At 55.7% G+C, this 24,370-nt stretch carries 27 protein-coding genes; 10 read left to right on the top strand and 17 right to left on the bottom strand.

Annotated elements, in window-relative coordinates:
- Nucleotides 1-84: 84 nt before the first annotated feature.
- Nucleotides 85-1,284 carry a tyrosine--tRNA ligase gene (tyrS, locus tag NTD86_RS06295; protein ID WP_262201294.1) on the bottom strand — a complete coding sequence of 400 codons (1,200 nt, stop codon included), beginning with the start codon at nucleotides 1,282-1,284 and terminating at the stop codon, nucleotides 85-87.
- 211 nt (nucleotides 1,285-1,495) lie between these two features.
- Between tyrS and NTD86_RS06290 the strand changes: the two genes are divergently transcribed.
- Nucleotides 1,496-2,893 (top strand): peptidoglycan DD-metalloendopeptidase family protein, encoded by a 1,398-nt coding sequence (locus NTD86_RS06290; RefSeq protein ID WP_262201293.1) that lies wholly within the window; start codon nucleotides 1,496-1,498, stop codon nucleotides 2,891-2,893.
- Nucleotides 2,894-2,896: 3 nt separating this feature from the next.
- Complete coding sequence (locus NTD86_RS06285; protein WP_262201292.1) at nucleotides 2,897-3,988, top strand: anhydro-N-acetylmuramic acid kinase; 1,092 nt, start codon at nucleotides 2,897-2,899, stop codon at nucleotides 3,986-3,988.
- A gap of 61 nt (nucleotides 3,989-4,049) precedes the next feature.
- Here NTD86_RS06285 and erpA read toward each other — a convergent pair whose 3' ends face one another.
- A complete protein-coding gene (erpA, locus tag NTD86_RS06280; protein ID WP_048372172.1) occupies nucleotides 4,050-4,400 on the bottom strand; it encodes an iron-sulfur cluster insertion protein ErpA in 351 nt (116 codons plus the stop codon).
- Between the two features lie 168 nt (nucleotides 4,401-4,568).
- Entirely contained in the window at nucleotides 4,569-5,603 is a 1,035-nt protein-coding gene (gene argC / locus NTD86_RS06275) for an N-acetyl-gamma-glutamyl-phosphate reductase (RefSeq protein WP_262201291.1), read from the bottom strand.
- 133 nt (nucleotides 5,604-5,736) lie between these two features.
- On the opposite strand from argC, the gene hemJ reads away from it, so the two are divergent.
- The 6 genes from hemJ to coq7 all read left to right on the top strand — a co-directional run bounded on the left by hemJ (nucleotide 5,737) and on the right by coq7 (nucleotide 9,766).
- The gene (gene hemJ / locus NTD86_RS06270) at nucleotides 5,737-6,162 is read left to right on the top strand and encodes a protoporphyrinogen oxidase HemJ (protein ID WP_262201289.1); all 426 of its coding nucleotides are present in this window, start codon (nucleotides 5,737-5,739) and stop codon (nucleotides 6,160-6,162) included.
- Nucleotides 6,163-6,191: 29 nt separating this feature from the next.
- Nucleotides 6,192-7,151 carry an NAD(P)H-dependent flavin oxidoreductase gene (locus NTD86_RS06265; protein ID WP_262201288.1) on the top strand — a complete coding sequence of 320 codons (960 nt, stop codon included), beginning with the start codon at nucleotides 6,192-6,194 and terminating at the stop codon, nucleotides 7,149-7,151.
- Nucleotides 7,152-7,211: 60 nt separating this feature from the next.
- Entirely contained in the window at nucleotides 7,212-7,730 is a 519-nt protein-coding gene (locus tag NTD86_RS06260) for a DUF805 domain-containing protein (RefSeq protein ID WP_262201287.1), read from the top strand.
- Nucleotides 7,731-7,806: 76 nt separating this feature from the next.
- Entirely contained in the window at nucleotides 7,807-8,595 is a 789-nt protein-coding gene (locus NTD86_RS06255; protein WP_262201286.1) for an SDR family NAD(P)-dependent oxidoreductase, read from the top strand.
- Nucleotides 8,596-8,661: 66 nt separating this feature from the next.
- Nucleotides 8,662-9,000, top strand: coding sequence for a histidine triad nucleotide-binding protein (locus NTD86_RS06250; RefSeq protein ID WP_262201285.1), 339 nt, complete (start codon nucleotides 8,662-8,664; stop codon nucleotides 8,998-9,000).
- 118 nt (nucleotides 9,001-9,118) lie between these two features.
- Entirely contained in the window at nucleotides 9,119-9,766 is a 648-nt protein-coding gene (gene coq7 / locus NTD86_RS06245; RefSeq protein WP_262201284.1) for a 2-polyprenyl-3-methyl-6-methoxy-1,4-benzoquinone monooxygenase, read from the top strand.
- A 69-nt stretch (nucleotides 9,767-9,835) separates the two neighbouring features.
- On the opposite strand, the gene speD is transcribed toward coq7, so the two are convergent.
- The gene (gene speD, locus NTD86_RS06240; RefSeq protein ID WP_048372186.1) at nucleotides 9,836-10,627 is read right to left on the bottom strand and encodes an adenosylmethionine decarboxylase; all 792 of its coding nucleotides are present in this window, start codon (nucleotides 10,625-10,627) and stop codon (nucleotides 9,836-9,838) included.
- A 239-nt stretch (nucleotides 10,628-10,866) separates the two neighbouring features.
- A complete protein-coding gene (locus tag NTD86_RS06235) occupies nucleotides 10,867-11,289 on the bottom strand; it encodes an OsmC family protein (RefSeq protein ID WP_262201283.1) in 423 nt (140 codons plus the stop codon).
- A gap of 221 nt (nucleotides 11,290-11,510) precedes the next feature.
- On the opposite strand from NTD86_RS06235, the gene crp reads away from it, so the two are divergent.
- Complete coding sequence (crp, locus tag NTD86_RS06230; protein ID WP_262201296.1) at nucleotides 11,511-12,155, top strand: cAMP-activated global transcriptional regulator CRP; 645 nt, start codon at nucleotides 11,511-11,513, stop codon at nucleotides 12,153-12,155.
- Here crp and NTD86_RS06225 read toward each other — a convergent pair.
- The 7 genes from NTD86_RS06225 to rpe all read right to left on the bottom strand — a co-directional run bounded on the left by NTD86_RS06225 (nucleotide 12,152) and on the right by rpe (nucleotide 18,404).
- On the bottom strand, nucleotides 12,152-12,853 hold the full coding sequence (locus NTD86_RS06225) for a biotin/lipoate A/B protein ligase family protein (protein WP_262201282.1): 702 nt from the start codon (nucleotides 12,851-12,853) through the stop codon (nucleotides 12,152-12,154). The genes crp and NTD86_RS06225 overlap by 4 nt on opposite strands.
- Nucleotides 12,854-12,860: 7 nt before the next feature.
- On the bottom strand, nucleotides 12,861-13,697 hold the full coding sequence (gene trpC / locus NTD86_RS06220; protein WP_262201281.1) for an indole-3-glycerol phosphate synthase TrpC: 837 nt from the start codon (nucleotides 13,695-13,697) through the stop codon (nucleotides 12,861-12,863).
- Nucleotides 13,694-14,743, bottom strand: coding sequence for an anthranilate phosphoribosyltransferase (gene trpD, locus NTD86_RS06215; protein WP_262201280.1), 1,050 nt, complete (start codon nucleotides 14,741-14,743; stop codon nucleotides 13,694-13,696). The genes trpC and trpD overlap by 4 nt, the downstream gene beginning before the upstream one ends.
- A gap of 9 nt (nucleotides 14,744-14,752) precedes the next feature.
- Nucleotides 14,753-15,346: an aminodeoxychorismate/anthranilate synthase component II gene (locus NTD86_RS06210; protein ID WP_262201279.1), complete on the bottom strand. Its 594-nt coding sequence runs from the start codon at nucleotides 15,344-15,346 to the stop codon at nucleotides 14,753-14,755.
- A gap of 11 nt (nucleotides 15,347-15,357) precedes the next feature.
- Complete coding sequence (trpE, locus tag NTD86_RS06205; RefSeq protein ID WP_262201277.1) at nucleotides 15,358-16,845, bottom strand: anthranilate synthase component I; 1,488 nt, start codon at nucleotides 16,843-16,845, stop codon at nucleotides 15,358-15,360.
- A 69-nt stretch (nucleotides 16,846-16,914) separates the two neighbouring features.
- Nucleotides 16,915-17,733 (bottom strand): phosphoglycolate phosphatase, encoded by an 819-nt coding sequence (locus tag NTD86_RS06200; protein WP_262201275.1) that lies wholly within the window; start codon nucleotides 17,731-17,733, stop codon nucleotides 16,915-16,917.
- A complete protein-coding gene (rpe, locus tag NTD86_RS06195; protein ID WP_262201274.1) occupies nucleotides 17,730-18,404 on the bottom strand; it encodes a ribulose-phosphate 3-epimerase in 675 nt (224 codons plus the stop codon). Before rpe ends, NTD86_RS06200 begins: the two co-directional genes overlap by 4 nt.
- Nucleotides 18,405-18,622: 218 nt before the next feature.
- On the opposite strand from rpe, the gene NTD86_RS06190 reads away from it, so the two are divergent.
- A complete protein-coding gene (locus NTD86_RS06190; RefSeq protein ID WP_262201273.1) occupies nucleotides 18,623-19,081 on the top strand; it encodes an REP-associated tyrosine transposase in 459 nt (152 codons plus the stop codon).
- A 3-nt stretch (nucleotides 19,082-19,084) separates the two neighbouring features.
- Here the strand turns inward: NTD86_RS06190 and NTD86_RS06185 are convergent, their stop codons facing one another.
- From NTD86_RS06185 to NTD86_RS06165, 5 genes are all read right to left on the bottom strand, one after another.
- Nucleotides 19,085-19,909 carry an ABC transporter permease gene (locus NTD86_RS06185; protein ID WP_262201272.1) on the bottom strand — a complete coding sequence of 275 codons (825 nt, stop codon included), beginning with the start codon at nucleotides 19,907-19,909 and terminating at the stop codon, nucleotides 19,085-19,087.
- A gap of 10 nt (nucleotides 19,910-19,919) precedes the next feature.
- A complete protein-coding gene (locus NTD86_RS06180; protein ID WP_262201271.1) occupies nucleotides 19,920-21,167 on the bottom strand; it encodes an ABC transporter permease in 1,248 nt (415 codons plus the stop codon).
- A gap of 68 nt (nucleotides 21,168-21,235) precedes the next feature.
- The gene (locus tag NTD86_RS06175) at nucleotides 21,236-22,276 is read right to left on the bottom strand and encodes an ABC transporter substrate-binding protein (protein ID WP_262201270.1); all 1,041 of its coding nucleotides are present in this window, start codon (nucleotides 22,274-22,276) and stop codon (nucleotides 21,236-21,238) included.
- A 41-nt stretch (nucleotides 22,277-22,317) separates the two neighbouring features.
- Nucleotides 22,318-23,442 (bottom strand): ABC transporter ATP-binding protein, encoded by a 1,125-nt coding sequence (locus NTD86_RS06170; protein ID WP_262201269.1) that lies wholly within the window; start codon nucleotides 23,440-23,442, stop codon nucleotides 22,318-22,320.
- A 294-nt stretch (nucleotides 23,443-23,736) separates the two neighbouring features.
- Complete coding sequence (locus NTD86_RS06165; RefSeq protein ID WP_262201268.1) at nucleotides 23,737-24,366, bottom strand: response regulator transcription factor; 630 nt, start codon at nucleotides 24,364-24,366, stop codon at nucleotides 23,737-23,739.
- Nucleotides 24,367-24,370: the final 4 nt, after the last annotated feature.

Below are 24,370 nucleotides of genomic sequence, written 5' to 3'. Positions count from 1 at the left end.
ATCAAGGAGTTTTCCGTTTCGACTGCGCCGGAAGTGGGCGCATTATAGGCTAATAAAATGCGCCGTCCAGCATTAATTTCAGATTCACTCAGCCTTCAGCGTAATTCGCGCGAAAGACTTTTTGCCAGCCTGGCAGACATGGGTCGAGCCCAGTGCATATATATAGGAGCGATCCACTACCTCACCATCTATACGGACACCACCAGAACCCAGCAAATCTCGCGCAACAGCAGAGTTCTTTACTAGACCCGCCTTATTAAGGACCGCAGCAATCGGCATATCCTCAGCGGCAACCAGCTCGATTTCTGGCAGGTCGTCGGGCAACTCACCCTCCTTCATGCGATTGCCCGCACCGCGATGCGCATTGGCAGCTGCTTCCTCACCATGGAAACGCGCCACAATCTCTTCCGCCAGCCTGATCTTGATGTCACGCGGATTAGCCCCCGCCTCGACATCAGCCCTGAACGCATTGATTTCATCCATCGAACGAAAGCTAAGCAATTCAAAGTAACGCCACATCAACGCGTCAGGAATGGAAACCAACTTGCTGTACATCACGCCCGGCGCTTCTTGAATGCCGACATAATTGCCCAACGACTTGGACATCTTCTTAACGCCATCCAACCCCTCAAGAAGCGGCATCGTCACGATGCACTGTGCTTCCTGGCCGTAACCACGCTGCAGTTCACGCCCCATCAAGAGGTTGAACTTCTGGTCGGTACCACCCAGCTCAACATCAGCCTTTAGGGCGACAGAGTCATAGCCTTGCACCAGCGGGTAAAGGAACTCGTGAATTGCGATCGGCTGGTTCGTGGTGTAGCGCTTATCGAAGTCGTCGCGTTCAAGCATCCGAGCCACGGTGTATTGAGACGTCAGACGAATAAAGTCCGCAGGCCCCATCTGGTCCATCCAGGTGGAGTTGAACGCCACCTCGGTTTTGGCCGGATCAAGAATCTTGAAGACCTGAGTTTTATAAGTCTCGGCATTATCGAGTACTTGCTCGCGCGTTAACGGAGGACGCGTCGCACTCTTGCCACTTGGGTCGCCAATCATTCCGGTGAAGTCCCCAATAAGGAAAATCACCTGATGCCCCAGATCCTGAAACTGGCGCAGCTTATTAATAAGTACGGTGTGCCCCAAGTGCAGATCAGGCGCCGTTGGATCGAACCCAGCCTTAATACGCAACGGCTGACCGCGCTTGAGTTTCTCGACCAACTCAGACTCGACCAGCACCTCTTCGGCACCACGCTTGATTAGCGCTAGCTGCTCTTCAACCGACTTCATATCAGACCCGTAAGGCTCAAATTCAAAAAGGAACCAACCATACAAGATCAGAGACTAATTACAAGTTCTGCCCGGCATATGGCGACCATCCGCCCAGGAAAGGCTCGCTGACTTGCTTCAAGGGTGATTTGGTTATATTTTATACAGTTATTTCATCTTTACCGTGTCAGTCATCTTTTCCAATTCATCCTTTTTCAAAGTCAAATTATCTATGACCAGTCAACCGCCTAAAGCGCCACCGCTTTATCCGAAGACCCACCTGCTCGCCGCAAGTGGAATCGCCGCCCTTTTAAGCTTGGCCTTGTTGGTATTCCCTTCAAGCGAAGTAGAAGCAAAAAGAACAACCCTGAGCCTCGAACTGGAAACCCCTGCTGAGCAACTCAAGCAAGACCAAAGCACCGAGGAGCTCGTACAGGCGGCCAACGACGCCACCCCATCGCCTTTCGCTCAAATCGACCAGCAAGACACCCCAGAAACCACCGCTAAAGCGGAAGAACCCAAAGCCCCGAATCATCGCGAAGTCATCGTCGCCAAAGGCGATACGCTCTCTACTTTATTCGAAAAAGTGGGTTTGCCAGCGTCTTCCGTACATGAAATTTTGGCCAGCGACAAACAGGCCAAGCAATTCAGCCAGCTCAAACATGGCCAGAAGCTTGAGTTTGAAATGGGGCCTGATGGCCAATTAAACAACCTGCACAGCAAAGTGAGTGATCTTGAAACCATCACCCTCACCAAAAACGCCAAGGGCTACACTTTTAAACGCGTCACAGCACAGCCCACTCTCAAATCCGCCTACGTCCATGGTGTGATCACCAGCTCATTGTCTGCATCCGGGCAACGTGCTGGCCTGCCACACAGCATGACCATGCAGATGGCGAAGATTTTCGGCTACGACATCGACTTCGCTCAAGACATTCACCCCGGCGATCAATTCGAAGTCATCTACGAGCAAAAAGTCATCAACGGCAAGACCGTCAGTACCGGCAACATCCTGTCTGCACGCTTTATCAACCGCGGCAAAACCTACACTGCCGTGCGTTATACCAACAAACAAGGCGTCAGCAATTACTACACTGCTGAAGGCAACAGCATGCGCAAAGCCTTCATCCGGACTCCAGTCGACTTCGCCCGTATCAGTTCTCGCTTCTCCTCCGGTCGCAAACATCCGATCCTGAACAAAATCCGCGCCCACAAAGGTGTCGATTACGCGGCTCCACGTGGCACGCCAATCAAAGCAACCGGCGATGGCAAAGTACTGCTTGCCGGCCGTCAGGGCGGTTACGGCAACACCGTCATCATTCAGCACGGCAACACCTACCGCACGCTCTACGGCCACATGCAGGGCTTTGCAAAAGGCATCAAAACGGGCGGTACCGTCAAACAAGGCCAGGTGATTGGCTATATCGGTACGACTGGCCTATCCACTGGCCCGCACTTGCACTACGAATTCCAGGTTAATGGCGTTCACGTTGACCCGTTGGGACAAAAGTTGCCGATGGCAGACCCGATTGCCAAGTCTGAGCGCACACGCTTCCTGCAACAAAGCCAACCGCTGATGGCCCGCATGAACCAGGAAAAAGCTACTCTCCTGGCTTCGAGCAAGCGTTAAGCCATGTCGCTCTATATAGGGGTAATGTCTGGCACCAGCCTCGACGGTCTGGACATTGCACTTATAGAACTGGGAGCGGGCATTAAACTGCTCGCTACCCACTACACCCCCATGCCAGACGTACTGCGCAATGAACTGTTGAGCTTGTGCAGCAGCGGGCCTGACGAAGTAGCTCGCTGCGCCATTGCTGAAAACCATTGGGTCGAGCTTGCGGCGCAAGGCATCAATAGCCTTCTCAAACAGCAGAACCTGCCTCCACAAGCCATTCGCGCCATCGGCAGCCACGGCCAGACAATCCGACATGAGCCCGCTCAGGGCTTCACCGTTCAGATCGGCAACCCAGCCTTACTGGCGGAACTGACCCACATTTGCGTCGTCAGTGATTTCCGCCGACGCGACGTAGCTGCCGGTGGTCAAGGAGCGCCTCTGGTTCCAGCTTTCCATGAAGCCTTGTTTACTGATGATGTTGGGGATCGAGCCGTATTGAACGTGGGAGGTTTCAGCAATCTAAGCCTGATAACACCTCAAAACCCTGTTGCAGGTTTCGACTGTGGCCCTGGGAATGTTCTGCTTGATGCCTGGATACAACACCAGCGCAACCAACTCTATGACCGGAATGGCCAATGGGCTTCCAGTGGAAAAGTCGCCACCCTGCTGCTCGATACCTTGCTGAGTGACCCTTTCTTTCAAACAACGGGGCCAAAGAGTACAGGCCGTGAGGTATTTAACCTTCCGTGGCTTATGAACCATCTGAGCGCCCTGCCCGCCTTTGCCCCACAAGACGTTCAAGCCACCCTGCTGGAACTCACCGCCCAAACCATCGTGCAATCACTTCGAGTGGCTCAACCTAATACCCGCGAACTACTGGTATGTGGCGGTGGCGCACATAACGACGCATTAATGGCACGACTGGCTCAGCTGCTTGAGCATACTCAGGTCAGCAGCACACAAGCTAAAGGCGTTGATCCAGACTGGGTTGAAGCCATGGCGTTCGCATGGCTTGCACACTGCTGCTTGGAGAATATCCCAACCAATCGCCCCAGCGTCACCGGCGCACGTGGCTTGCGTGTGCTGGGAGCTATTTACCCCGCCTAACCGCAGACAGCAAAACGCCGCGATTCGACGCGGCGTTGAGTCTGTAGCTTACTGTGCGCAGTTAAATCGAGAACGATGATCCGCAACCACAGGTCGTGGTCGCATTCGGGTTCTTGATGACGAAGCGCGAGCCTTCCAGACCTTCCTGATAATCCACCTCGGCACCTGCCAGGTACTGGAAGCTCATCGGATCAACCACCAGGCTCACGCCTTCGCGCTCGACAATGGTGTCATCATCGGCCACGTCTTCATCAAACGTAAAACCATACTGAAAACCAGAACAACCACCGCCCGTAACAAATACGCGCAACTTCAAACGATCATTACCCTCTTCATCGACCAGGCTCTTCACCTTGTGCGCAGCACCTTCGGTGAATTGCAAAGCCGTGGGGGTGAAGGATTCGACGCTCATGCTGACTATCTCCCGGCGCTATGCCGCCATAATGCGTGATGAAGCGCATTATCCGCTTCTCCTAGAAAAGCGGTCAACTATTTGAAAGCAGCGGCAAGCTATTAGCTACAAGCGGCAAGTGGAAGCTTTTCCCACTTGCCGCTTGTAGTTGCAAGCTTGGACCGGCTTCTAAGGCAACATGCCTGCGTGCGACAAGCCCAGGCGCTCATCCAGACCGAACAGGATATTCATGTTCTGGACGGCTTGGCCGGAAGCGCCTTTGACAAGGTTATCGATGACCGACAACACCACCACCAGATCACCATCCTGCGGGCGATGCACGGCGATACGGCACACGTTGGCCCCCCGCACACTACGGGTTTCCGGGTGGCTACCGGCTGGCATCACATCAACAAAAGGCTCATCGGCGTAACGCTTCTCGAACAACGCCTGCAAATCGACCGAACGATCAGCCACAGTGGCGTAAAGCGTGGAATGAATGCCGCGAATCATCGGCGTCAAATGTGGGACGAAAGTCAAACCAACGTCTTTGCCCGCAGCTCGACGCAACCCCTGACGAATTTCTGGCAAATGACGATGCCCTTTTACAGCGTAAGCTTTCATGCTTTCAGAGGTCTCGGCATATAACGAGCCGACACTTGCACCGCGCCCGGCACCGCTGACACCGGATTTACAGTCAGCAATAAGCTGCGATGTCTCAGCCAGCCCTGCTTCCAGCAACGGCAAAAAGCCCAGTTGCGTCGCAGTTGGATAGCAACCCGGAACAGCGATCAGTCGAGCATTTTTGATCTGCTCACGGTTGACCTCTGGCAAACCATACACCGCCTCCTTCAGCAACTCAGGCGCACCGTGCGGCTGGCCATACCACTTCGCCCACTCATCGGCGTCCTGCAGACGGAAGTCTGCAGACAGATCGATCACCTTGGTGCCAGCCGCCAGCAACTCACCGGCCAAGGCATGGGCAACACCATGAGGCGTAGCAAAAAACACCACATCGCACGCCGCCAGAGTCTGGGTATCCGGCACACTGAAGGCCAAGCCGTCATAGTGACCGCGCAGGTTCGGATACAGATCGGCAACTGGCAGGCCCGCCTCGGATCGAGAAGTGATCGCAACCACTTCAGCCTGCGGATGCTGTGCCAGCAAACGCAGTAATTCGACACCGGTGTAACCCGTGCCGCCGACAATACCGACCTTGACCATAACCTGCCCTCAACGAACCCACTGGAAAGCCTTCGATAATAGGGACACCGCAGCCCTGCGACAACCGCCAAGGTGACTCTCAGACGCTCTACTACTACTATTTGGTCTACCGTGAACCTGGGAATAACTAAAAATGCTTTATCTATGGGTCAAAGCCTTCCACATCATCAGCATCGTCTGCTGGTTTGCAGGCCTGTTTTACCTGCCACGCCTCTTTGTTTATCACGCGCAAAGCGAAGACTCCGTCAGCAAAGAAAGATTTAGCCTCATGGAGCGCAAGCTGTATCGCGGCATCATGGGTCCAGCAATGATCGCTACGCTGATCTTCGGTGGATGGCTGCTCTACCTGACCCCAGGCTTTCTCAGCCAGGGGTGGATGCACGCCAAACTGACCCTGGTGTTTTTACTGATCGGTTATCACCACATGTGTGGCGCCCAGGTAAAACGCTTTGCCCGTGGCGAAAACACGCGCAGCCACGTGTTCTACCGCTGGTTCAACGAAGTCCCTGTTCTGTTCCTGCTGGCCATCGTCATCCTAGTGGTGGTCAAACCGTTCTAAATTCAACTCACCCACCTTGAGGTTATCCAATGTCACTGCCTGCCCTGCTGGATCAACGCTTGCGCCTGCCGGTAGTCGCCGCCCCCATGTTCCTGATCTCCAACCCGCAACTCGTCCTGGCATGTTGCGCCAATGGTGTTGTGGGTAGCTTCCCGGCGCTCAATCAACGTGATAGCAGTGGCTTCAAGGCCTGGCTTGAAGAGATCGAAACGGGGCTTGCCACATTGGATAATCCCGCTCCATACGCCGTAAACCTGATCGTTCACAACAGCAATCCGCGGCTACAGGCAGACCTGACGATCTGCATCGAGCACAAAGTGCCGATCGTCATCACCAGTCTGGGGGCAGTCAAAGAGGTGGTTGATGCCGTCCATAGCTATGGCGGGCTTGTTTTTCACGATGTAACCACGCGCCGCCACGCCGAAAAAGCTGCAGAGGCGGGCGTCGATGGCCTCATTGCAGTTGCGGCAGGCGCCGGTGGCCATGCTGGCACCTGGAGCCCGCTGGCACTGGTTGCTGAAATTCGCCAGTTCTTCGACAAAACCGTATTACTGGCCGGGTGTATTAACCACGGCCACGAAGTGCTGGCCGCTCAAGTCTTGGGAGCAGACCTTGCCTATTTGGGCACGCGCTTTATCAGCACTCAAGAAAGCCACGCCCCCGACGCTTATAAAGAGATGCTTCTGGCCTCCCATGCAGCCGATATCATCCACACTGCAGCCGTATCAGGCGTACCGGCCAGCTTCATGCGTCAAAGCCTCGAGAGTGCTGGTTTTGATCTGGCGGCTCTCAAGAACCAAGGCGAGGTAAAACTCAAGCCTCTCACTGATGAAGCCAAAGCCTGGAAGACCGTATGGTCTGCTGGCCAGGGTGTAGGAAGCATCAGCGATCTGCCGACAACCGAGCAGCTAATTACACGCATGGAGGAGGAATACCGCAAAGCGTTAGGCCTAACTTCACAACTTGCGCAGCATTGGCCTAAACACTGATACCGGAAGCCCGCCCACCCGGCGGGCTTTTTTTAATGACACACGGACAAGGACGCCTCCATGCCAGAACCTAGCCAGGAAATCACACCACCAGCAGAACGCTTCGCATCGTTGGACCCTCTTGGGTTTAACGGCCGTATAGGCCGTTTGCGATTCCTGGTCTGGAGCACCGTACTGACCCTCATTACTGTCGTAACAGGCATATTGGTGCTGTTGGCAGTCAATGTTTCACCGACGCTAGGCATTACCTGCGGTGCAACACTGGCCATCGCCTATGTATTCATCAGCCTGAGAATCGGTGCCCAACGGCTGCATGACCTCAATTGGTCTGCCTGGATGCTACTGCTGCACCTAGTTCCGATGGCCAATCTAGTGCTGTCGGTCATGATGCTTTTGATGCCCGGCACTGAGGGGCCGAACAAATACGGACCACCGCCACCGCCTAACAGCCAGTCCGTCACCGTTTCAGCCTGGATCATCATCTTTTTTATCGGTTTGAGCCTCTTTGTGATGGCCTCTCTCTTCGCTTTAGGGCTTATGGCAACGTTGATCAACGCAGTCACCAGCAACACCCTGTAAACTACGCAGCTAAATGAACGCGTTAACGCCAGGGACATCATTGTCACCGGACTGTACCGTTGCGATGGAGAAAAGCATGACCCGTTACGCTTTGATCACTGGCGCCTCCAGTGGTATTGGCCTGGCCCTGGCAGAAGCCCTTGCTCGCCGTGGGCGCAGCCTGATTCTTGTTGCCCGCCAGCGCGATCTGCTGGAAAGCATCGCGCTAGAGCTGACACAGCGTTTCGGTGTTGAAGTCTTGTTCCGCGCTTGTGACTTGGGCGAACCCCTGCGCCTGTCCGGTTTTTTACTGGAACTGGAAGAAGGCGACCGCCAAATTGATTTGCTGATCAACTGCGCCGGCATTGGAACCTGCGGACCTTTCCTCGCCCATGACTGGAGCGCCGAACAAGACCTGATCGAGCTCAACATCCTGGCACTGACGCGCATGTGCCACGCCATCGGCAACATGATGGCCGTACAAGGTGGCGGGCAAATCCTCAACGTCTCATCGATCGCTGCCTACCAACCCGGTCCTTGGATCAGCACTTACTTTGCGAGTAAAGCGTACGTCCTGCACTTTTCGGAAGGTTTGCGCGAGGAAGTAAAAAAAACCGGTATCAAGGTCTCGGTCCTGTGCCCCGGCGTCACACGGACCGGATTTTTCGAGGCCGCGAAAATGAATGCGGATGCCGCGAAACGTAATAAACATGCCCTAAGCCCCGAAGAAGTCGCCCTTTATACTGTGCGAGCACTCGACAAGAACAAGGCGATTATCATGCCTGGCTGGCGCAACCGCTGGCTGACGCGCATGCCACGCCTGCTATCTCGCTGGTTGACACGCAAAATCGCAGCATCAGTGAACAAATCCTACTGTCCGCGTTAACGAGGCTGGGCGTAATCCGTGTGCCTGAGTACACTCAGACCGGACTTCACTCATGGAGACACTGCCTTGGATACTCTGTTCACCAAAATCATCAATCGTGAAATACCGGCCAAGATCATCTACGAGGATGATCAAGTGCTGGCTTTTCACGACATTGCCCCCCAGGCGCCGATTCATTTTCTGGTTATTCCAAAAAAGCCGATCCGCACCCTTAATGACCTGACCGAAGAAGACAAACCTCTGGCCGGCCACATTCTGTTTACGGCCCAGCGCCTGGCCAAAGAACTGGGTTGCGAAGAGGGCTTCCGAGTGGTGATGAACTGCAATGAAAAAGGTGGCCAGACGGTTTACCACATTCATATGCACGTGCTGGGTCAGCGCCAGATGAACTGGCCACCGGGCTGATTTGCCCCACTCGACCGGACACACTGTGGGAGCCGCACCGCTCCCCCGGTGATCCAACGCAAACCCTGCCTACCCGTTTGAGGTAAACTGGCCGCCGTGATTTTTTCCGGAGGTAAGCATGACTAACCAACGTCACTACTCGCCGATTGACCGTCTACTGTTACAAGCCGATACCGCCATGCGTACCCTGCTGCCCTTCAGTGGTCAGCCGCATCGCCCTTCTCCCGCCATCGTCAAACCCGAAAAGCCACTGGACGAGAAAACAGCTCGCCATGTCGCCGGGCTGATGCGCATCAACCACACCGGTGAAGTCTGCGCGCAAGCGCTGTACCAAGGACAGGCCTTGACCGCCAAGCTGCCGCAAGTCCGCGAAGCGATGGAGCATGCTGCTGAAGAAGAAGTCGACCATTTGGCCTGGTGCGAACATCGCATCCACCAGTTGGGTAGCCACACCAGCGTGCTGAACCCGCTGTTCTACGGCATGTCGTTTGGCATCGGCGCCGTGGCTGGGCTAATCAGCGACAAAGTCAGCCTGGGCTTTGTTGCCGCGACCGAAGACCAAGTGTGCAAACACCTCAACGAGCACCTTGAACAACTCCCAGCAGACGACGAGAAATCCCGAGCGATTCTGCAACAAATGCGTCTGGACGAAGAACAACACGCCGAGTCAGCCCTTAATGCCGGCGGCTACAGGTTCCCGGCGCCGGTAAAATTTGGCATGAGCCTGCTGGCGAAAGTCATGACCAAAAGCACCTACCGTATTTGATTTCGCCAGTTTCAGCGCAACAAAAAAGGCGGTTACCTCTCGGTAGCCGCCTTTTTTGTTGCGCGAACTTTAGCCCATGTTACGGGCATAGAAGATTTCGAGCATTTCGTGCTTCACGCGCTCAGTCACCTGGGCACGCTGTTCAACCGACAGATTGCTGGTTGCGTCGCCGAACAGGTAGTTATCCAGTTCGAAGTTCTTGAGCAGCATCTTGGTGTGGAACAGGTTTTCCTGATACACGTTCACGTCGGTCATCTGGTAACCGTCACGGGTGTCTTCGGAAAGGTAGTTCTGGATCGAATTGATCTCGTGATCGATAAAGTGCTTTTTGCCTTCTACGTCACGGGTAAAACCGCGCACACGGTAGTCGACGGTCACGATATCCGAATCGAATTGATGGATCAGATAGTTAAGAGCTTTAAGCGGTGAAATAACGCCGCATGTCGACACGTCAATATCCACACGGAACGTCGCAATACCGTCCACAGGATGAATCTCTGGATAGGTATGTACCGTGATATGACTTTTGTCGAGATGACCCAAAATGGTCTCAGGCAGCGGGCCCGGGGATTCTTCGATCTGGCTTTCGGTAGGTGTTACCGGCTGCTCGGAAATCAGAATAGTGACGCTGGCGCCTTGTGGATCGTAATCCTGACGAGCGATGTTCAGGATGTTGGCACCAATGATATCGACCACATCTGTGAGGATCTGCGTCAGGCGTTCTGCGTCGTACTCTTGATTGATGTACTCAACGTATGCCTGCTGGTCTTGCGGGGTTTCCGCATAGCAGATGTCATAAATGTTGAAGCTCAAGGTCTTTGTCAGGTTGTTGAACCCGTGGAGCTTGAGTTTGCTTTTCACCGTAATAAAACTCTCTATGTCGATGCGGCTCAGCCGCGTGATCCAGCATGCCCGTCAAGTGCGTGGTCGCACCTGCGTAGGACGGTTAACACCTCTTCGCGATGGCGATTTTGGTTATTTGTTCGGACGTGAAGCCGGGATGATTCCCCGCCACTACCCTTAAAAAAGTGGCGCATTATGCAGACGTCGGCGACTGATCGCCAGAGTCTGCAATGCAATTGTGTAAATTGGATGTCGGATCAGCCTAGCTCAACAATTTCGTAATCGTGGCTGATCTCTACTCCGGCTGCACCCAGCATGATCGACGCCGAGCAATACTTCTCGGCTGACAGTTCGATGGCACGCTTGACCTGGGCTTCTTTCAGGCCGCGGCCTTTGACGACGAAGTGCAGGTGAATTTTGGTGAACACTTTTGGGTCTTCAGTGGCGCGCTCTGCTTCAAGGAAGGCCTCGCAGCTTTCAACAGGCTGGCGCGACTTCTTGAGAATACTGACGACATCAAAGTTGCTGCAGCCACCGAGCCCGAGCAGAACCATCTCCATAGGCCGTACACCAAGGTTGCGACCACCACTCTCGGGTGGACCATCCATGACAACCACGTGGCCACTACCGGATTCGCCCAGAAACATGGCCTCACCAGCCCATTGAATGCGTGCCTTCATCACCCAGACTCCACTGTTCTAAAAGGGGCGCCAGCTTAGCACAGGGCCCGAAAGTGGTGACTCTTCGCACCAAAGCCTTTATCCGACACCCCACAAGAAAAAATCTACGAACCATACAGAATCTGTCTGTTAAGCTGGCGCCAAATCACTGGCGCCAGCCAGCCAGCGCTCTATATAAAAATAGATCTGCCCCTTACTGTGCATGCTTTCGGGAAACAACCATGGTTGCTATTACTCCCATATCGAAGATCAAGAACCTCGACAAATTTTTGACTCATTGCCAACGCAGACGCTATCAAACCAAGAGCAATATCATCTGCGCAGGTGAACACTCACAGACCCTTTTCTACATCATTAAAGGCTCTGTCACGATTTTGATTGAGGACGACGATGGTCGAGAAATGATCATTGCCTATCTCAACGCAGGAGACTTCATTGGCGAGCTGGGCCTGTTTGAGCAGGCTGGGCAAGAGCAGCCTCGCAGCGCTTGGGTCCGGGCTAAGACCGAGTGCGAAGTGGCAGAAATCAGTTACGTGAAATTCAGGGAATACGCGCAACAAGAGCCCGAAATTCTTTACTCGCTCAGCGGACAGATCGCGCAGCGCCTGCGTAATACCACACGCAAGGTCGGAGACCTGGCGTTCTTTGATGTCACTGGCCGCGTTGCACGCTGTTTACTCGATCTGTGTAAACAACCGGACGCCATGACTCACCCTGATGGAATGCAGATCAAAATTACACGTCAGGAAATCGGCAGAATTGTAGGCTGTTCGCGAGAAATGGTTGGCCGGGTGCTCAAAGGCCTTGAAGAACAGAACCTGGTGAGCGTCAAAGGCAAAACCATGGTGGTGTACGGAACCCGCTAAGGGTGAAGAAGGGGCGCCAGGACCTGTTGATAACTGACGTCCAGGCGCTCGAAAAAGTCGGCTGCACCAAACACCTCATGCAACGCAATATGGCTGTCCGTAAGGCAGTGTTGTTCAAGTCCACATCGTTGATTGAAACGGTTGACGGCTGCCACCATTGACTCTCGTTCGTTCTCAACCAGCAGAGCACCATGAACCAGGCCTACAGGTCGCTGCCCGCCACGGCTCTGGCGCCAGCGCTGGGCTGTACCAACCAGTTTTCGTGCGTTGAGATTGACGTTGAAACGACCGTCACAAAATGCGCCTTCGACCTCACCTAAAGAGGCCGAACCACCCAAGGCTGTTAACAAATCGCAGATAGGGTCACACAGACGCCGATAGGCAGTTTCGATACGTCCGTGATCACCTTCGCTACGCGGCGATGCATAAACCAGTGCGATATTCACCGTGGAAGGCGACTGGGGCACCGGCTCGCCCCCGGTCTCGCGCAGAAGAATCGGCCAACCGCTGGCGGCCAATTCAACGCTGGCTTCATCGAAGCCAGCCAACCGGCTTAAGCGCCGGGGCATGACCAAGGCACGATCCGTAGGTTGCCAGAACAGCACCCCGGCATGCGACTCACCGGCGCACACCGACGCCAATAAATCCTGCTCGGCCTTGAGACCCGCCTCGACGGTGAGTTGCTGGATAAGCGCCATGAGCGGGTCAGTCCAGCGTCGAGCCTGTCACATGGATGTTGCGCTCAGGAAAGAACAAACGCTGCAGTTCAATACCCGGTTGTTCGGCACGCATGAACACCTCACCGACCAGGAACGAATACACCTCGCTGATTTCCATCAGCTCAACATCGGCACGATTGAGAATCCCACTCTCAGTGATGACCAAGCGATCACGCGGAACGCGCGGCAACAAATCCAGGGTGGTTTCCAAGCTAACTTCAAACGTATGCAAGTTGCGGTTATTGATGCCCACCAGCGGGGTGTCCAGCGTCTTCAACGCGCGATCGAGTTCATCGGCATCATGCACCTCGACCAGCACATCCAGGTTGACGCTTTTGGCAACGGCAGCCAGCTCAGCCATTCGCACGTCATCCAAGGCAGACACTATCAACAGCACACAATCAGCACCCAGGGCCCGGGCTTCAACGATCTGATAAGGATCGATCATGAAGTCCTTGCGGATCACCGGCAGGCTGCAGGCTGCACGAGCTTGTTGCAGATAGGCATCAGCCCCCTGGAAGAAATCGATGTCGGTCAACACAGACAAGCAGGTGGCGCCACCTGCTTCATAGCTCTTGGCAATCTCTGCCGGTACAAAGTCTTCACGAATCACACCCTTGCTCGGCGAGGCCTTTTTGATCTCGGCAATCACCGCAGGTTGTTTGAGCTTCGCTTGTGCCTGCAAGGCTTTTGCAAAACCGCGAACAGGATCGGCCTGAGCCGCCAGATGTTCAAGTTGCGCCAAATTCACGCGTGCGCTGCGCTCGGCGACTTCCTGAACTTTACGCGCCAGAATTTTTTCCAGAACGGTAGGCACACTCATGCTTCATTCTCCTGCTTGAAAATCGCGGTAAAGGCACCCAGCTCTTCGAGTTTTTCTCGCGCCAGACCTGTGTGCAACGCATCGTGGGCCAAGGCCACACCCTCTTTGAGAGTGTAGGCAAGGTCAGCGGCATACAGCGCGGCGCCAGCATTTAGCACGATCATTTCAGCAGCCTTCTGGCCTGCTTCAGTTTTGCGACGGCCCAAGGCATCGCGGATCAGCTCCAATGATTGCGCCGGGCTATCCACCACCAAGCCAAACAAACTCTGGCTCTTTATACCCAAGTCTTCTGGCTGAACCCAGTACTCAGTAATTTCACCTTTTTTCAGCTCAGCTACAAACGTTGGTGCGGCCAGGCTGAATTCATCCAGACCGTCTTGCGAATGCACCACCAGGACATGCTTGCTGCCAAGACGCTGCAGGACCTCAGCCAGCGGACGGCACAGGGCCTGATTGAACACCCCGACCACTTGATGCAACACACCAGCCGGATTCGTAAGCGGGCCAAGCATGTTGAACAAAGTACGCAGCCCCAGATCGCGACGCGGGACTGCCGCGTGCTTCATGGCGCCGTGATGGGATTGGGCAAACATAAAGCCAATGCCTACGCTGTCGATGCAGCGCGCAACCTGGACAGGCGTCAGGTTCAAGTACACACCGGCGGCCTCAAGCAGGTCGGCACTGCCACTTTTACCCGACACGGCACGGTTACCGTGCTTGGCCACGGTGCAACCAGCAGCAGAAATCACCAAGGCAGACGCCGTGGATACGTTGAAAATATTCGCCCCATCCCCGCCGGTGCCGACGATATCAACCACGCCGTCCAGGGTATTGAGTTCAACCTTGTCCGCCAACTCGCGCATGGCGGTCACGGCACCGACGATTTCGTCGATGCTTTCGCTCTTCATGCGCATGCCCATCATGAACGCGCCAATCTGCGCTTCAGTGCATTGGCCGGTCATGATGTCGCGCATCACGTCGCGCATTTCCGAAGCGCTCAAATCAAGGTGACCGACGATACGGCTCAGGGCTGTTTTGATATCCATAAGAAGTCCTTAGCGCGTGCCGCCAGTTTGTTTGAGGAAGTTGGCGAACAGTTCATGGCCCTGCTCGGTCAGAATCGACTCGGGGTGAAATTGCACCCCTTCTATATTCAATGTTTTGTGACGCAGGCCCATGATCTCGTCCACAGAGCCATCGGCGTGTTGCGTCCAGGCGGTGAGTTCCAGGCAGTCCGGCAAGGTTTCACGCTTAACCACCAACGAGTGGTAGCGGGTCACGGTCAACGGGTTGTTCAGACCTTGGAACACACCGGTGTCCAGGTGATACACCGGGCTGGTTTTACCGTGCATCACTTGCCGGGCGCGCACCACGTCACCGCCAAAGGCCTGGCCGATGGACTGATGGCCGAGGCACACACCCAGGATTGGCAACTTGCCGGCAAAATACTTGATCGCCTCAAGGGAGATGCCCGCCTCATTAGGCGTGCACGGGCCGGGCGAGACCACAATGCGCTCAGGCTTGAGCGCCTCGATCTGGGCCACGGTCAATTCATCATTGCGCACCACTTTGACCTCAGCACCCAACTCGCCGAGGTATTGCACAACGTTGTAAGTAAAAGAGTCGTAATTATCGATCATCAGCAACATGGCAAAGCTCCTCAGGCGTTGGATGTGGGGGTTTGTTCAGCGAGCGCTACGGCACGAAACATCGCGCGACGTTTATTCAGCGTCTCTTCCCACTCCAGGGCCGGTACCGAATCAGCGACAATGCCGCCGCCGGCTTGTACATGCAATTCGCCATCCTTGATCACCGCGGTACGAATCGCGATGGCCGTATCCATATTGCCGTTCCACGCCAAGTACCCGACTGCTCCGCCATACACACCACGCTTGACCGGCTCCAGTTCGTCGATGATTTCCATCGCGCGAATCTTCGGTGCACCCGACAACGTGCCTGCAGGCAAAATCGCACGCAACGCGTCCATCGCCGTCAGCCCGCTCTTGAGCTGGCCAGTGACGTTCGACACGATGTGCATCACGTTGGAGTAGCGCTCGATGACCATCTTCTCGGTGAGCTTCACCGACCCGGTTTCAGACACGCGACCCGTGTCGTTGCGGCCCAGGTCGATCAACATCAAATGCTCGGCGATTTCCTTGTCATCACTGAGCAGGTCTTTTTCCAGCGCCAGATCAGCGTCTTCAGTGGCTCCGCGTGGACGAGTCCCCGCAATCGGCCGTACGGTAATCAGATTGTCTTCTACCCGCACCAGCACTTCCGGCGAACTGCCCACCACGTGGAAGTCACCAAAGTTGAAGAAGTACATATACGGCGTCGGATTGAAGCACCGAAGCGCGCGATACAGATCAATCGGCGCGGCCTTGAAATCAATCGACATACGCTGCGACGGAACCACCTGCATGCAGTCGCCCGCCAAGATGTAGTCCTTGATCGTATCGACCGCTTTTTCGTAGTCGGCTTGGGTGAAGCTGGAGCGGAACACCGGCTCAGCGGCTTGCTCTTGGGTGAAGTCCAGGCCTCGGCGCGGGGTAATCGGCTGGCGCAGTTGCTCAAGCAATGCCTCAAGACGCGCCTGGCCTTCTTCATAGGCGTCGGCCTGGGCCGGATCAACCAGCACGATGGCGTGCATCTTGCCCGCCAGGTTGTCGAATACGACCACAGCGTCCGACACCATCAACAGAATGTCCGGCACACCCAATGGGTCCGGGTTCGGGCATTTGCCCAAGCGCTTTTCGACATAACGCACGCAGTCGTAACCGAAGTAGCCCACCAGGCCACCATTGAAACGTGGCAGGCCAGCAATGGTCGGTACGTTGTAACGAGCCTTGAATTCCTCCACGAAGGCCAACGGATCTTCAACGTCGTGAGACTCGGTCTCGACACCGTCGTGGGTGATGCGGATGTGGTGATCATGCGCACGCAAAACGGTGCGGCATGGCAAGCCAATGATCGAATAACGCCCCCATTTCTCACCGCCCTGTACCGACTCCAGCAGATAGGAGTTGGGCTGGTCAGCCAGTTTCAGGTAGATCGACAGCGGCGTGTCGAAATCAACCAGGGTTTCACGTGCAAGCGGAATACGGTTATAGCCAGCAGCGGCCAAGCGCAGGAATTCTTCGCGGATCATGAGGTGCCTCGTGGTCTGAGGTAAAACAGTCAGGTATGCAAACGTGCCGGTTCTCCGGCCAGATAAAAGTCAGGCGCGCCAACGCCAACGGGCCAGGGCCTTGATAACTTTCATCCAGAGTTTGCGAGTGACCACCACGATGGAATCTCTTTGAGAGGGGTGAACGGGAGCGCCCAACGTTATCTCAGGCGCTGAATCTAAGCAACCGGCTATCAGCTCTTGCAGATTGTCGATCACCGCATCCGGGTGTTCTTCTGCAATCGGCCGGCCATGGTTGTAGCCGTAGCTCAGCGCGACACAACGCACGCCAGCGGCTTTGGCCGCCAGCACGTCATTGCGCGAATCGCCGACGAATAACGATTGTTCCGGCGTAACACCGGCCATTTTCATCACAAAAAACAGGGCGGCTGGATCTGGCTTTTTCTGCGGCATGGTGTCGCCGCCGACAATCCAGCGAAAAAACCGGCCCAGTTTCATCTCGTCCAGCAGGGGCGCGACAAAACGCTCGGGCTTGTTGGTGATCAAGGCCATCTCGACGCCCTGCTTTTGTAGCCACTTGAGGCTTTCGCGCACACCGGGGTAAACCGTGGTGTGCTCATGACCGCCATCGTAGGCGTCCATGAAGATCTCCAGCGCCGCTTCTGCATCGGCGTCATCGACACCGCTGGCCTGCATGTTCCCCGCCAGCGCGCGACGAACCAGCAGCGGCGCACCGTTGCCAACCCACATGCGCACGTTGTCGATACCCGCCGGCGGGCGTCCCAGCTTGAGCAGCATGGTCTCAACAGCTGCAGCCAGGTCCGGAACCGAATCGATCAGGGTCCCGTCCAGATCGAACATCACCAGCTTGGGCAGCGGCCCTTGAAGCAACCGCTCAAAACGGCTCATGGACGTGCCAACGCAAGCTCGGCGCGCATTTTCTGGATCACTTCCTGGTAATTCGGTGTGTTGAAGATGGCCGAACCGGCCACAAACGTATCGGCGCCGGCTTGCGCGATTTCACGGATATTGCCGACGTTCACACCGCCGTCGATTTCCAGGCGGATATCACGGCCGGACGCATCGATCAGTGCGCGGGCTTCGCGCAGTTTGTTCAACGTGCCAGGGATGAATTTCTGCCCGCCGAAACCCGGGTTGACGCTCATCAGCAAGACCATGTCGACCTTGTCCATCACGTACTTGAGCACATCCAGCGGTGTAGCCGGGTTAAACACCAGACCAGCCTTGCAGCCGCCTTCACGGATCAACTGCAGGGAGCGATCAATGTGCTGGGTGGCTTCGGGGTGGAACGTAATGTAAGTAGCACCGGCCTCGATAAAGTCACCGATGATCCGGTCGACCGGGCTGACCATCAAATGGGCATCGATCGGAGCGGTGATGCCGTACTTGCGCAGCGCGGCGCAGACCATCGGGCCGATGGTCAGGTTGGGGACGTAATGGTTGTCCATCACATCGAAGTGCACGATATCAGCGCCAGCGGCGAGCACATTGTCGACTTCTTCGCCAAGACGGGCGAAATCGGCGGAGAGAATCGATGGGGCAATAGCGAAGGGCTGCATAACGCACCTTTTAATAAGCAAATCACGGTGGCGGGCATTGTATACGCCCTGCCAAGAACTGCCACCGCACCGTGATGATTGGCGCCTAAAGCCAACTCCACGACCGCTGCGATAAGGGCCTAAGGACCTTCCAGCAATATCTTGCGAATAAAGACGGCGGCCAGTTCTGTGCCTGACGGCTAGGGTAAAAAAACACCTACCTAAACGAGGGCAAAGGAATGCCGCGTTGCTATACCAACAATCACCTATTAAAAGGCCGTTACTCCGAGACCGGGCGAGCGTATTTGCTCACCACGGTGACCGATCAGCGACGCCCTGTCTTTGAGGACTTTCAGTTAGGAAGGCTTTTGGTCGATCAGTTTAAACAAGCACATGACGACGGCATCGTTGCATCAAAGGCATGGGTCGTGATGCCGGACCACTTCCATTGGCTAGTAGAGTTAAACAACAAAACACTGGGCGAATTAATGTGCCGCATCAAGTCACGCAGCAGCGTGTCCGTTAACAACGCCAGCCAGTCCAGCGGTCGACTATGGCAAAAGGGTTATCACGACAGGGCATTGCACTGTGAAGAAGACCTCAAGGCAACCGCCCGCTACATCGTACAAAACCCGATCCGTGCAGGCCTGGCCACACGAATCGGGGACTATCCCTTATGGGATGCCTGCTGGATATAACCCCTACGCCTGGGCCGTGCGCATTTTCTCGCTGCGCCCACGCAGCCACTCCAGCGTCAGCAACAGCACCACCGAGAACGCAATCAACAACGTCGCCGCGGCCGCAATGGTCGGGCTGAGGTTTTCACGGATGCCGCTGAACATCTGCCGTGGCAAGGTCGCCTGTTCCGGCCCGGCCAGGAACAAGGTCACCACCACTTCATCAAACGAAGTCGCAAAGGCGAACAGTGCCCCCGAAATAACCCCTGGCGCAATCAGCGGCAAAGTCACCCGGCGGAAGGTTGTCAGCGGCGAAGCTCCCAGACTGGCCGCAGCACGGACCAGGTTCTGGTTGAATCCCTGCAAGGTCGCCGACACGGTGATGATCACAAACGGCACACCCAGCACCGCGTGCACCACGATCAATGACGTGTAGCTATTGCCCAAGCCCAGCGGCGCAAAGAACAGGTAGCTGGCCACACCGATGATCACCACCGGCACCACCATCGGCGAAATCACCAGAGCCATTACCAGCGCCTTGCCAGGGAAGTGCGCACGGGTCAGGCCAATGGCCGCCAACGTGCCGAACACCATGGCCAGCACGGTGGCAGCCGGTGCCACGATCACGCTGTTCTTCAAGGCTCGCATCCACTCTGCCGAACCGAAAAAGTCCTGGTACCAGTGCAGCGAAAAGCCCTGCAGCGGATACACCAGAAAACTTCCCGAGTTGAATGACAGCGGAATAATCACCAACACCGGCAAGATCAGAAACAACAAGATCAGCCCACACAGAATACGCAAACTGTAAAACCACACCCGCTCAATGGGCGACATATAAGGACTCAGCATGTCGGTCTCCTCAGCTCAAGCGCAGGCGGGTCGCGCCTACCAGCCAGTTATAGATCAGATAAAGCACGACCGTCGCCAACAGCAGCAAACCACCCAATGCTGTCGCCATGCCCCAGTTGATACTGGTGTTGGTGTAGAACGCCACAAAGTAGCTGACCATTTGATCATTCGGGCTACCCAGCAAGGCCGGGGTGATGTAGTAACCAATCGAAATGATGAACACCAGCAAACAACCCGCGCCTACACCGGCATAAGTCTGTGGGAAGTACACCCGCCAGAAACTGGCAAACGGATGACAACCAAGTGAGATCGCTGCACGCATATAGGTCGGAGAAATGCTCTTCATCACGCTGTAGATCGGCAGAATCATGAACGGCAACAGGATATGCACCATCGCGATGTACACGCCGGTACGGTTGAACACCAATTCCAGCGGTTTATCAATGATGCCCAGGCTCATCAGCCCGCTATTGATCAGCCCGCCCGATTGCAACAACACAATCCAGGCCGCAACCCGGACCAGCACCGAGGTCCAGAACGGCAACAGCACCAGAATCATCAACAGGTTGCTCTGGCGGGCAGGCAGGTTGGCCAACAGATAGGCCAACGGATACGCCAGCACCAGACAGATGCAGGTGATGACAAAACCCATCCAGAACGTGCGTGCAAAGATGTCCAGATAGATCGATTGATCGGGGGTGGCGGGGGCTATTTCGCCCAGGTCGTCGATACGATGATCAACGGCAGCCAGCAAGTAAAATGGGGTCACGCTTGAAGTGTTGCGCTTAATCGCCTGCCAATAGGCCGGGTCGCCCCAGCGCTCGTCCATGCCTTCCATTGCGTCTTTGTAAGACTCGGGCGTGGTCGTGAACGGCAACCCCCGGGCGGTTTTCATCAGCAGGCTGCGATAGCCCGCCAACTCCATGTTCAGACGCTTGGACAAATCACCCAACACTTGATTCTTGCGGGCTTCGGCCAGGTCTTCGCTCAGCGCCTGATACACCGGCTCGGCCGGCAACCCTTTGCCGTCCCAGCTTTGTACGGCAACCACCGTGCGCGGCAGGCCGTCCACCACCTCCGGGTTACCAACACTTTTATAAAGCAGGGCCGCGATAGGAACGAGGAACACCAGCAACAAGAAAATAACCAACGGTGCGATCAGGGCCTGGGCTTTCCAGCGATTAACCCGCTCTGCACGCTTAAGGCGTTTCTTCAACGACGTGTTGGAGACCTCGTTCAGAGGAACGGCGATGGCCATGGCGAACTCCGGAAATCTTTAAACGATGGCGACGCGACCAACTCAGTCGCGCCGCGTTTGCATAGGGCTTACTTGGCAGCCCAGGCGTTGAAGCGTTGTTCCAGTTGCTCGCCGTTATCAGCCCAGAAGCTGACGTCGATTTGCACCTGGTTAGCGATGTTTTGCGCAGCGGTCGGCATATCTTCCTGTACGTCTTTAGGCAGCAAAGGCATGGCCTCTTTGTTGGCCGGACCGTAGGCAATGTTTTGCGAGTAGATGCTCTGCTGCTGTGGCTGCAAGGTGAAGGCCATGAACTTCTTAGCCGCATCGGCCTTGTCCTTGCTCAGGCCTTTAGGGATGGCCCAGGCATCGAAGTCATAGATGCCACCGTTCCACACGATCTTCAGATTGCTTTCTTTCTGCACGGCAGCGATCCGGCCGTTGTACGCCGAACTCATGACCACGTCCCCAGAGGCCAGGTACTGCGGCGGCTGAGCGCCAGCTTCCCACCATTGAATGTATGGCTTGAGCTCATCGAGTTTTTTGAAGGCACGGTTCTGGCCGTCCTTGCTGGCCAGCACGGTGTACACATCTTTCGGTGCCACACCATCGGCCATCAGGGCAAACTCGAGGGTGTACTTGGCGCCTTTACGCAGACCGCGCTTACCCGGGAATTTCTTCGTGTCCCAAAAATCCGCCCAACTGGTCGGTGCGGTTTTCAGTTTGTCTGCGTTGTAGGCCAGTACTGTTGACCATACGAAGAAGCCCGCACCACAGGTCTGAATAGCCCCTTTCACGTATTGATCCGGGTTGCCGAACAGCGCCGGGTCGAGGGTTTCGAACATGTCCTCATCGCAGCCCCGCGCCAGCTCCGGCGACTCGACCTCTACCAGGTCCCAGGAAATGCTCTTGGTGTCGACCATCGCTTTGACTTTGGCCATTTCACCGTTGTATTCACCGGCGATGATTTTGCCGTCGCCCTTGGCTTCCCAAGGCGTGTAGAACGCTTTGACCTGAGCGGCCTTGTTCGCGCCCCCAAACGACACCACGGTCAAATCCGTTGCCGCCAGCGCACTGCCCGCAAACATCAGGCCGAGGCTCAGGGCCGTTAACTTTAAAGTCTTATGCATTAATGGTTCTCCGCTGTGCAGGGTAGGTGAAGCCAGGGCGATCAATTCGCCTCTAAGACAGGGTCCAGCGCACGTACATGCTCGACTTGCCAGCCCAACGGCACGACGTCACCGACGGCCAGGGTGGGGTCCAGCTCGGCAATCGGCTGTTTCACAAAAAAATCGGTCTTGCCGCACACTTCCATGCGAACCCGGACGTGGTCGCCCAGATAGATGAATTCTTCGACACGCCCCGAGAAACGGTTGGCGCAGGACTCGCTGGCGCCCTTGAGGGTGATGCGCTCGGGGCGAATCGATAGCGTCACAGGATCCCCCGTGCGTCCTACATTCACCGCCAGCGCCTGAACCTTTTCCCCACGGCTCAACTCGACCACACAGCGCTCACCTTCCTGACTGTGCAGACGGCCGCTTAGACGGTTGTTCTCACCGATGAAGTTGGCGACAAACGTGTTTTTTGGTTCTTCATAGAGGCTGCGCGGCGGGGCAATCTGCTGGATCTCGCCCTGATGGAACACTGCCACCCGATCCGACATGGTCAGCGCTTCGCCCTGGTCGTGGGTCACATACACCACGGTCACGCCCAGGCGTTGATGCAGATGCTTGATCTCCATCTGCATGTGTTCACGCAGTTGCTTGTCCAGCGCACCGAGGGGTTCGTCCATAAGAACCAGCTGCGGCTCGAACACCAGCGCCCGGGCCAAGGCCACGCGCTGCTGCTGGCCACCCGACAATTGCGCCGGATAACGCTGCGCGAACGCATCGAGTTGCACCATGCTCAGGACTTTTTTCACTCGCTCGCTGACGTCGGTGCGATTGAGGCCGCGTACCGATAACGGAAACCCCAGGTTTTCCGCCACCGTCATGTGCGGGAACAGGGCGTAGTTCTGAAACACCATGCCAATGTCGCGCTTGTGCGGCGGCACATTGTTGATCGCACGCCCAGCCAGCAGGATCTCGCCGGCGGTCGGCGTTTCAAAGCCGGCTAGCATCATCAGGCTGGTGGTTTTGCCCGAACCGGACGGTCCGAGCAAGGTCAGAAACTCGCCTTTGCGAATATCCAGATTGAGATCTTTGACGATCAGGTTTTCGCCGTCATAGCTCTTTTGCACGCCACGGAAGCTGACCAATACATCACTCGCCCCAGCGCTTGCACCGACCTCACTCATAACCGCACCTTTTGTTTTGGACTGCTGTGGTCCAAGACTAAAGAAGGCGCCAGCCCACAGAAATCGGGGCGCAGGAGAGATTTACATCAGCAGGCTGGAAGGCTTTTTGTAGGGAACGCCCTATAGCGATGTCGCAAATAGAACGCCTACTGCACCACGGCCCAACGTCTACGTAAAAAGCCGTCGCAAAACTGTCGCAAATAGATATGCGCAACCGCCAAAACCTGTAGGCGCGAGCTCGCCTCGCGATCTTTTTGTCTTCTAAGATTCGCGAGGCAAGATCGTTCCTAAGGTTTAGATCAACTTATGCTCCATTGCGTACTTCACCAGCTCCGCCAACGAAGTTACGTTGAGCTTCTGCATCAATCGGGCCTTATGGGTGCTGATGGTTTTGCTGCTCAGCGCCAACTGCTGGGCAATGTCGTTGACGTTTGCCCCTTGGGCCAAACGTTCAAACACTGAAAACTCACGCTCGGACAACAACGCGTGCAGCGGTCGCTCATCGGTCAGCCCCACTTCAAACACCATGCGATCCGCCAGCTCCGGATCGATATACCGCCCACCCGCCGCCACTCGGCGAATGGCCGTCAACAGCAGGGCCGGATCGCTGTCTTTGGTCGCATAGCCGGCGGCACCAAACTTCAAGGCACGAGCGGCCATTTGTGCTTCGTCATGCATCGACAGCACCAAAATAACCGGCGGATTGCTCAACGCGCGAATACGCGGAATCGCCTCCAGCCCATTGACCCCCGGCATGGAAATATCCAGCAGCACCACCTCACACGACACATGGCGCAAGGTTTCAAGCAGTTGCTCGCCATTGTTCGCCTCACCGACCACCACCAGGTCCTTGGCCAGGCCAATCAGTTGCTTGATACCTTCACGCACGATGGTGTGGTCTTCTGCTACCAGTACACGAATCACAGGT

This window comes from Pseudomonas sp. 7P_10.2_Bac1, assembly GCF_025465935.1.
Classification (GTDB): domain Bacteria; phylum Pseudomonadota; class Gammaproteobacteria; order Pseudomonadales; family Pseudomonadaceae; genus Aquipseudomonas.
Note: the sequence above shows the minus strand (reverse complement) of the source record. Positions and strands in the feature narration are given on the sequence as shown.

Coding starts and splice junctions, on each gene's coding strand:
- NTD86_RS06285 (WP_262201292.1), top strand. CDS start 2,897: ATGTCGCTCTATATAGGGGTAATGTCTGGCACCAGCCTCGACGGTCTG.
- erpA (WP_048372172.1), bottom strand. CDS start 4,400: ATGAGCGTCGAATCCTTCACCCCCACGGCTTTGCAATTCACCGAAGGT.
- coq7 (WP_262201284.1), top strand. CDS start 9,119: ATGACTAACCAACGTCACTACTCGCCGATTGACCGTCTACTGTTACAA.
- NTD86_RS06170 (WP_262201269.1), bottom strand. CDS start 23,442: ATGAGTGAGGTCGGTGCAAGCGCTGGGGCGAGTGATGTATTGGTCAGC.
- NTD86_RS06235 (WP_262201283.1), bottom strand. CDS start 11,289: ATGAAGGCACGCATTCAATGGGCTGGTGAGGCCATGTTTCTGGGCGAA.
- trpE (WP_262201277.1), bottom strand. CDS start 16,845: ATGATCCGCGAAGAATTCCTGCGCTTGGCCGCTGCTGGCTATAACCGT.
- tyrS (WP_262201294.1), bottom strand. CDS start 1,284: ATGAAGTCGGTTGAAGAGCAGCTAGCGCTAATCAAGCGTGGTGCCGAA.
- NTD86_RS06265 (WP_262201288.1), top strand. CDS start 6,192: ATGTCACTGCCTGCCCTGCTGGATCAACGCTTGCGCCTGCCGGTAGTC.
- argC (WP_262201291.1), bottom strand. CDS start 5,603: ATGGTCAAGGTCGGTATTGTCGGCGGCACGGGTTACACCGGTGTCGAA.
- NTD86_RS06200 (WP_262201275.1), bottom strand. CDS start 17,733: ATGAGCCGTTTTGAGCGGTTGCTTCAAGGGCCGCTGCCCAAGCTGGTG.
- NTD86_RS06260 (WP_262201287.1), top strand. CDS start 7,212: ATGCCAGAACCTAGCCAGGAAATCACACCACCAGCAGAACGCTTCGCA.
- NTD86_RS06180 (WP_262201271.1), bottom strand. CDS start 21,167: ATGGCCATCGCCGTTCCTCTGAACGAGGTCTCCAACACGTCGTTGAAG.
- NTD86_RS06210 (WP_262201279.1), bottom strand. CDS start 15,346: ATGTTGCTGATGATCGATAATTACGACTCTTTTACTTACAACGTTGTG.
- NTD86_RS06185 (WP_262201272.1), bottom strand. CDS start 19,909: ATGCTGAGTCCTTATATGTCGCCCATTGAGCGGGTGTGGTTTTACAGT.
- NTD86_RS06290 (WP_262201293.1), top strand. CDS start 1,496: ATGACCAGTCAACCGCCTAAAGCGCCACCGCTTTATCCGAAGACCCAC.
- hemJ (WP_262201289.1), top strand. CDS start 5,737: ATGCTTTATCTATGGGTCAAAGCCTTCCACATCATCAGCATCGTCTGC.
- rpe (WP_262201274.1), bottom strand. CDS start 18,404: ATGCAGCCCTTCGCTATTGCCCCATCGATTCTCTCCGCCGATTTCGCC.
- NTD86_RS06175 (WP_262201270.1), bottom strand. CDS start 22,276: ATGCATAAGACTTTAAAGTTAACGGCCCTGAGCCTCGGCCTGATGTTT.
- NTD86_RS06255 (WP_262201286.1), top strand. CDS start 7,807: ATGACCCGTTACGCTTTGATCACTGGCGCCTCCAGTGGTATTGGCCTG.
- trpC (WP_262201281.1), bottom strand. CDS start 13,697: ATGAGTGTGCCTACCGTTCTGGAAAAAATTCTGGCGCGTAAAGTTCAG.
- NTD86_RS06225 (WP_262201282.1), bottom strand. CDS start 12,853: ATGGCGCTTATCCAGCAACTCACCGTCGAGGCGGGTCTCAAGGCCGAG.
- trpD (WP_262201280.1), bottom strand. CDS start 14,743: ATGGATATCAAAACAGCCCTGAGCCGTATCGTCGGTCACCTTGATTTG.
- crp (WP_262201296.1), top strand. CDS start 11,511: ATGGTTGCTATTACTCCCATATCGAAGATCAAGAACCTCGACAAATTT.
- NTD86_RS06190 (WP_262201273.1), top strand. CDS start 18,623: ATGCCGCGTTGCTATACCAACAATCACCTATTAAAAGGCCGTTACTCC.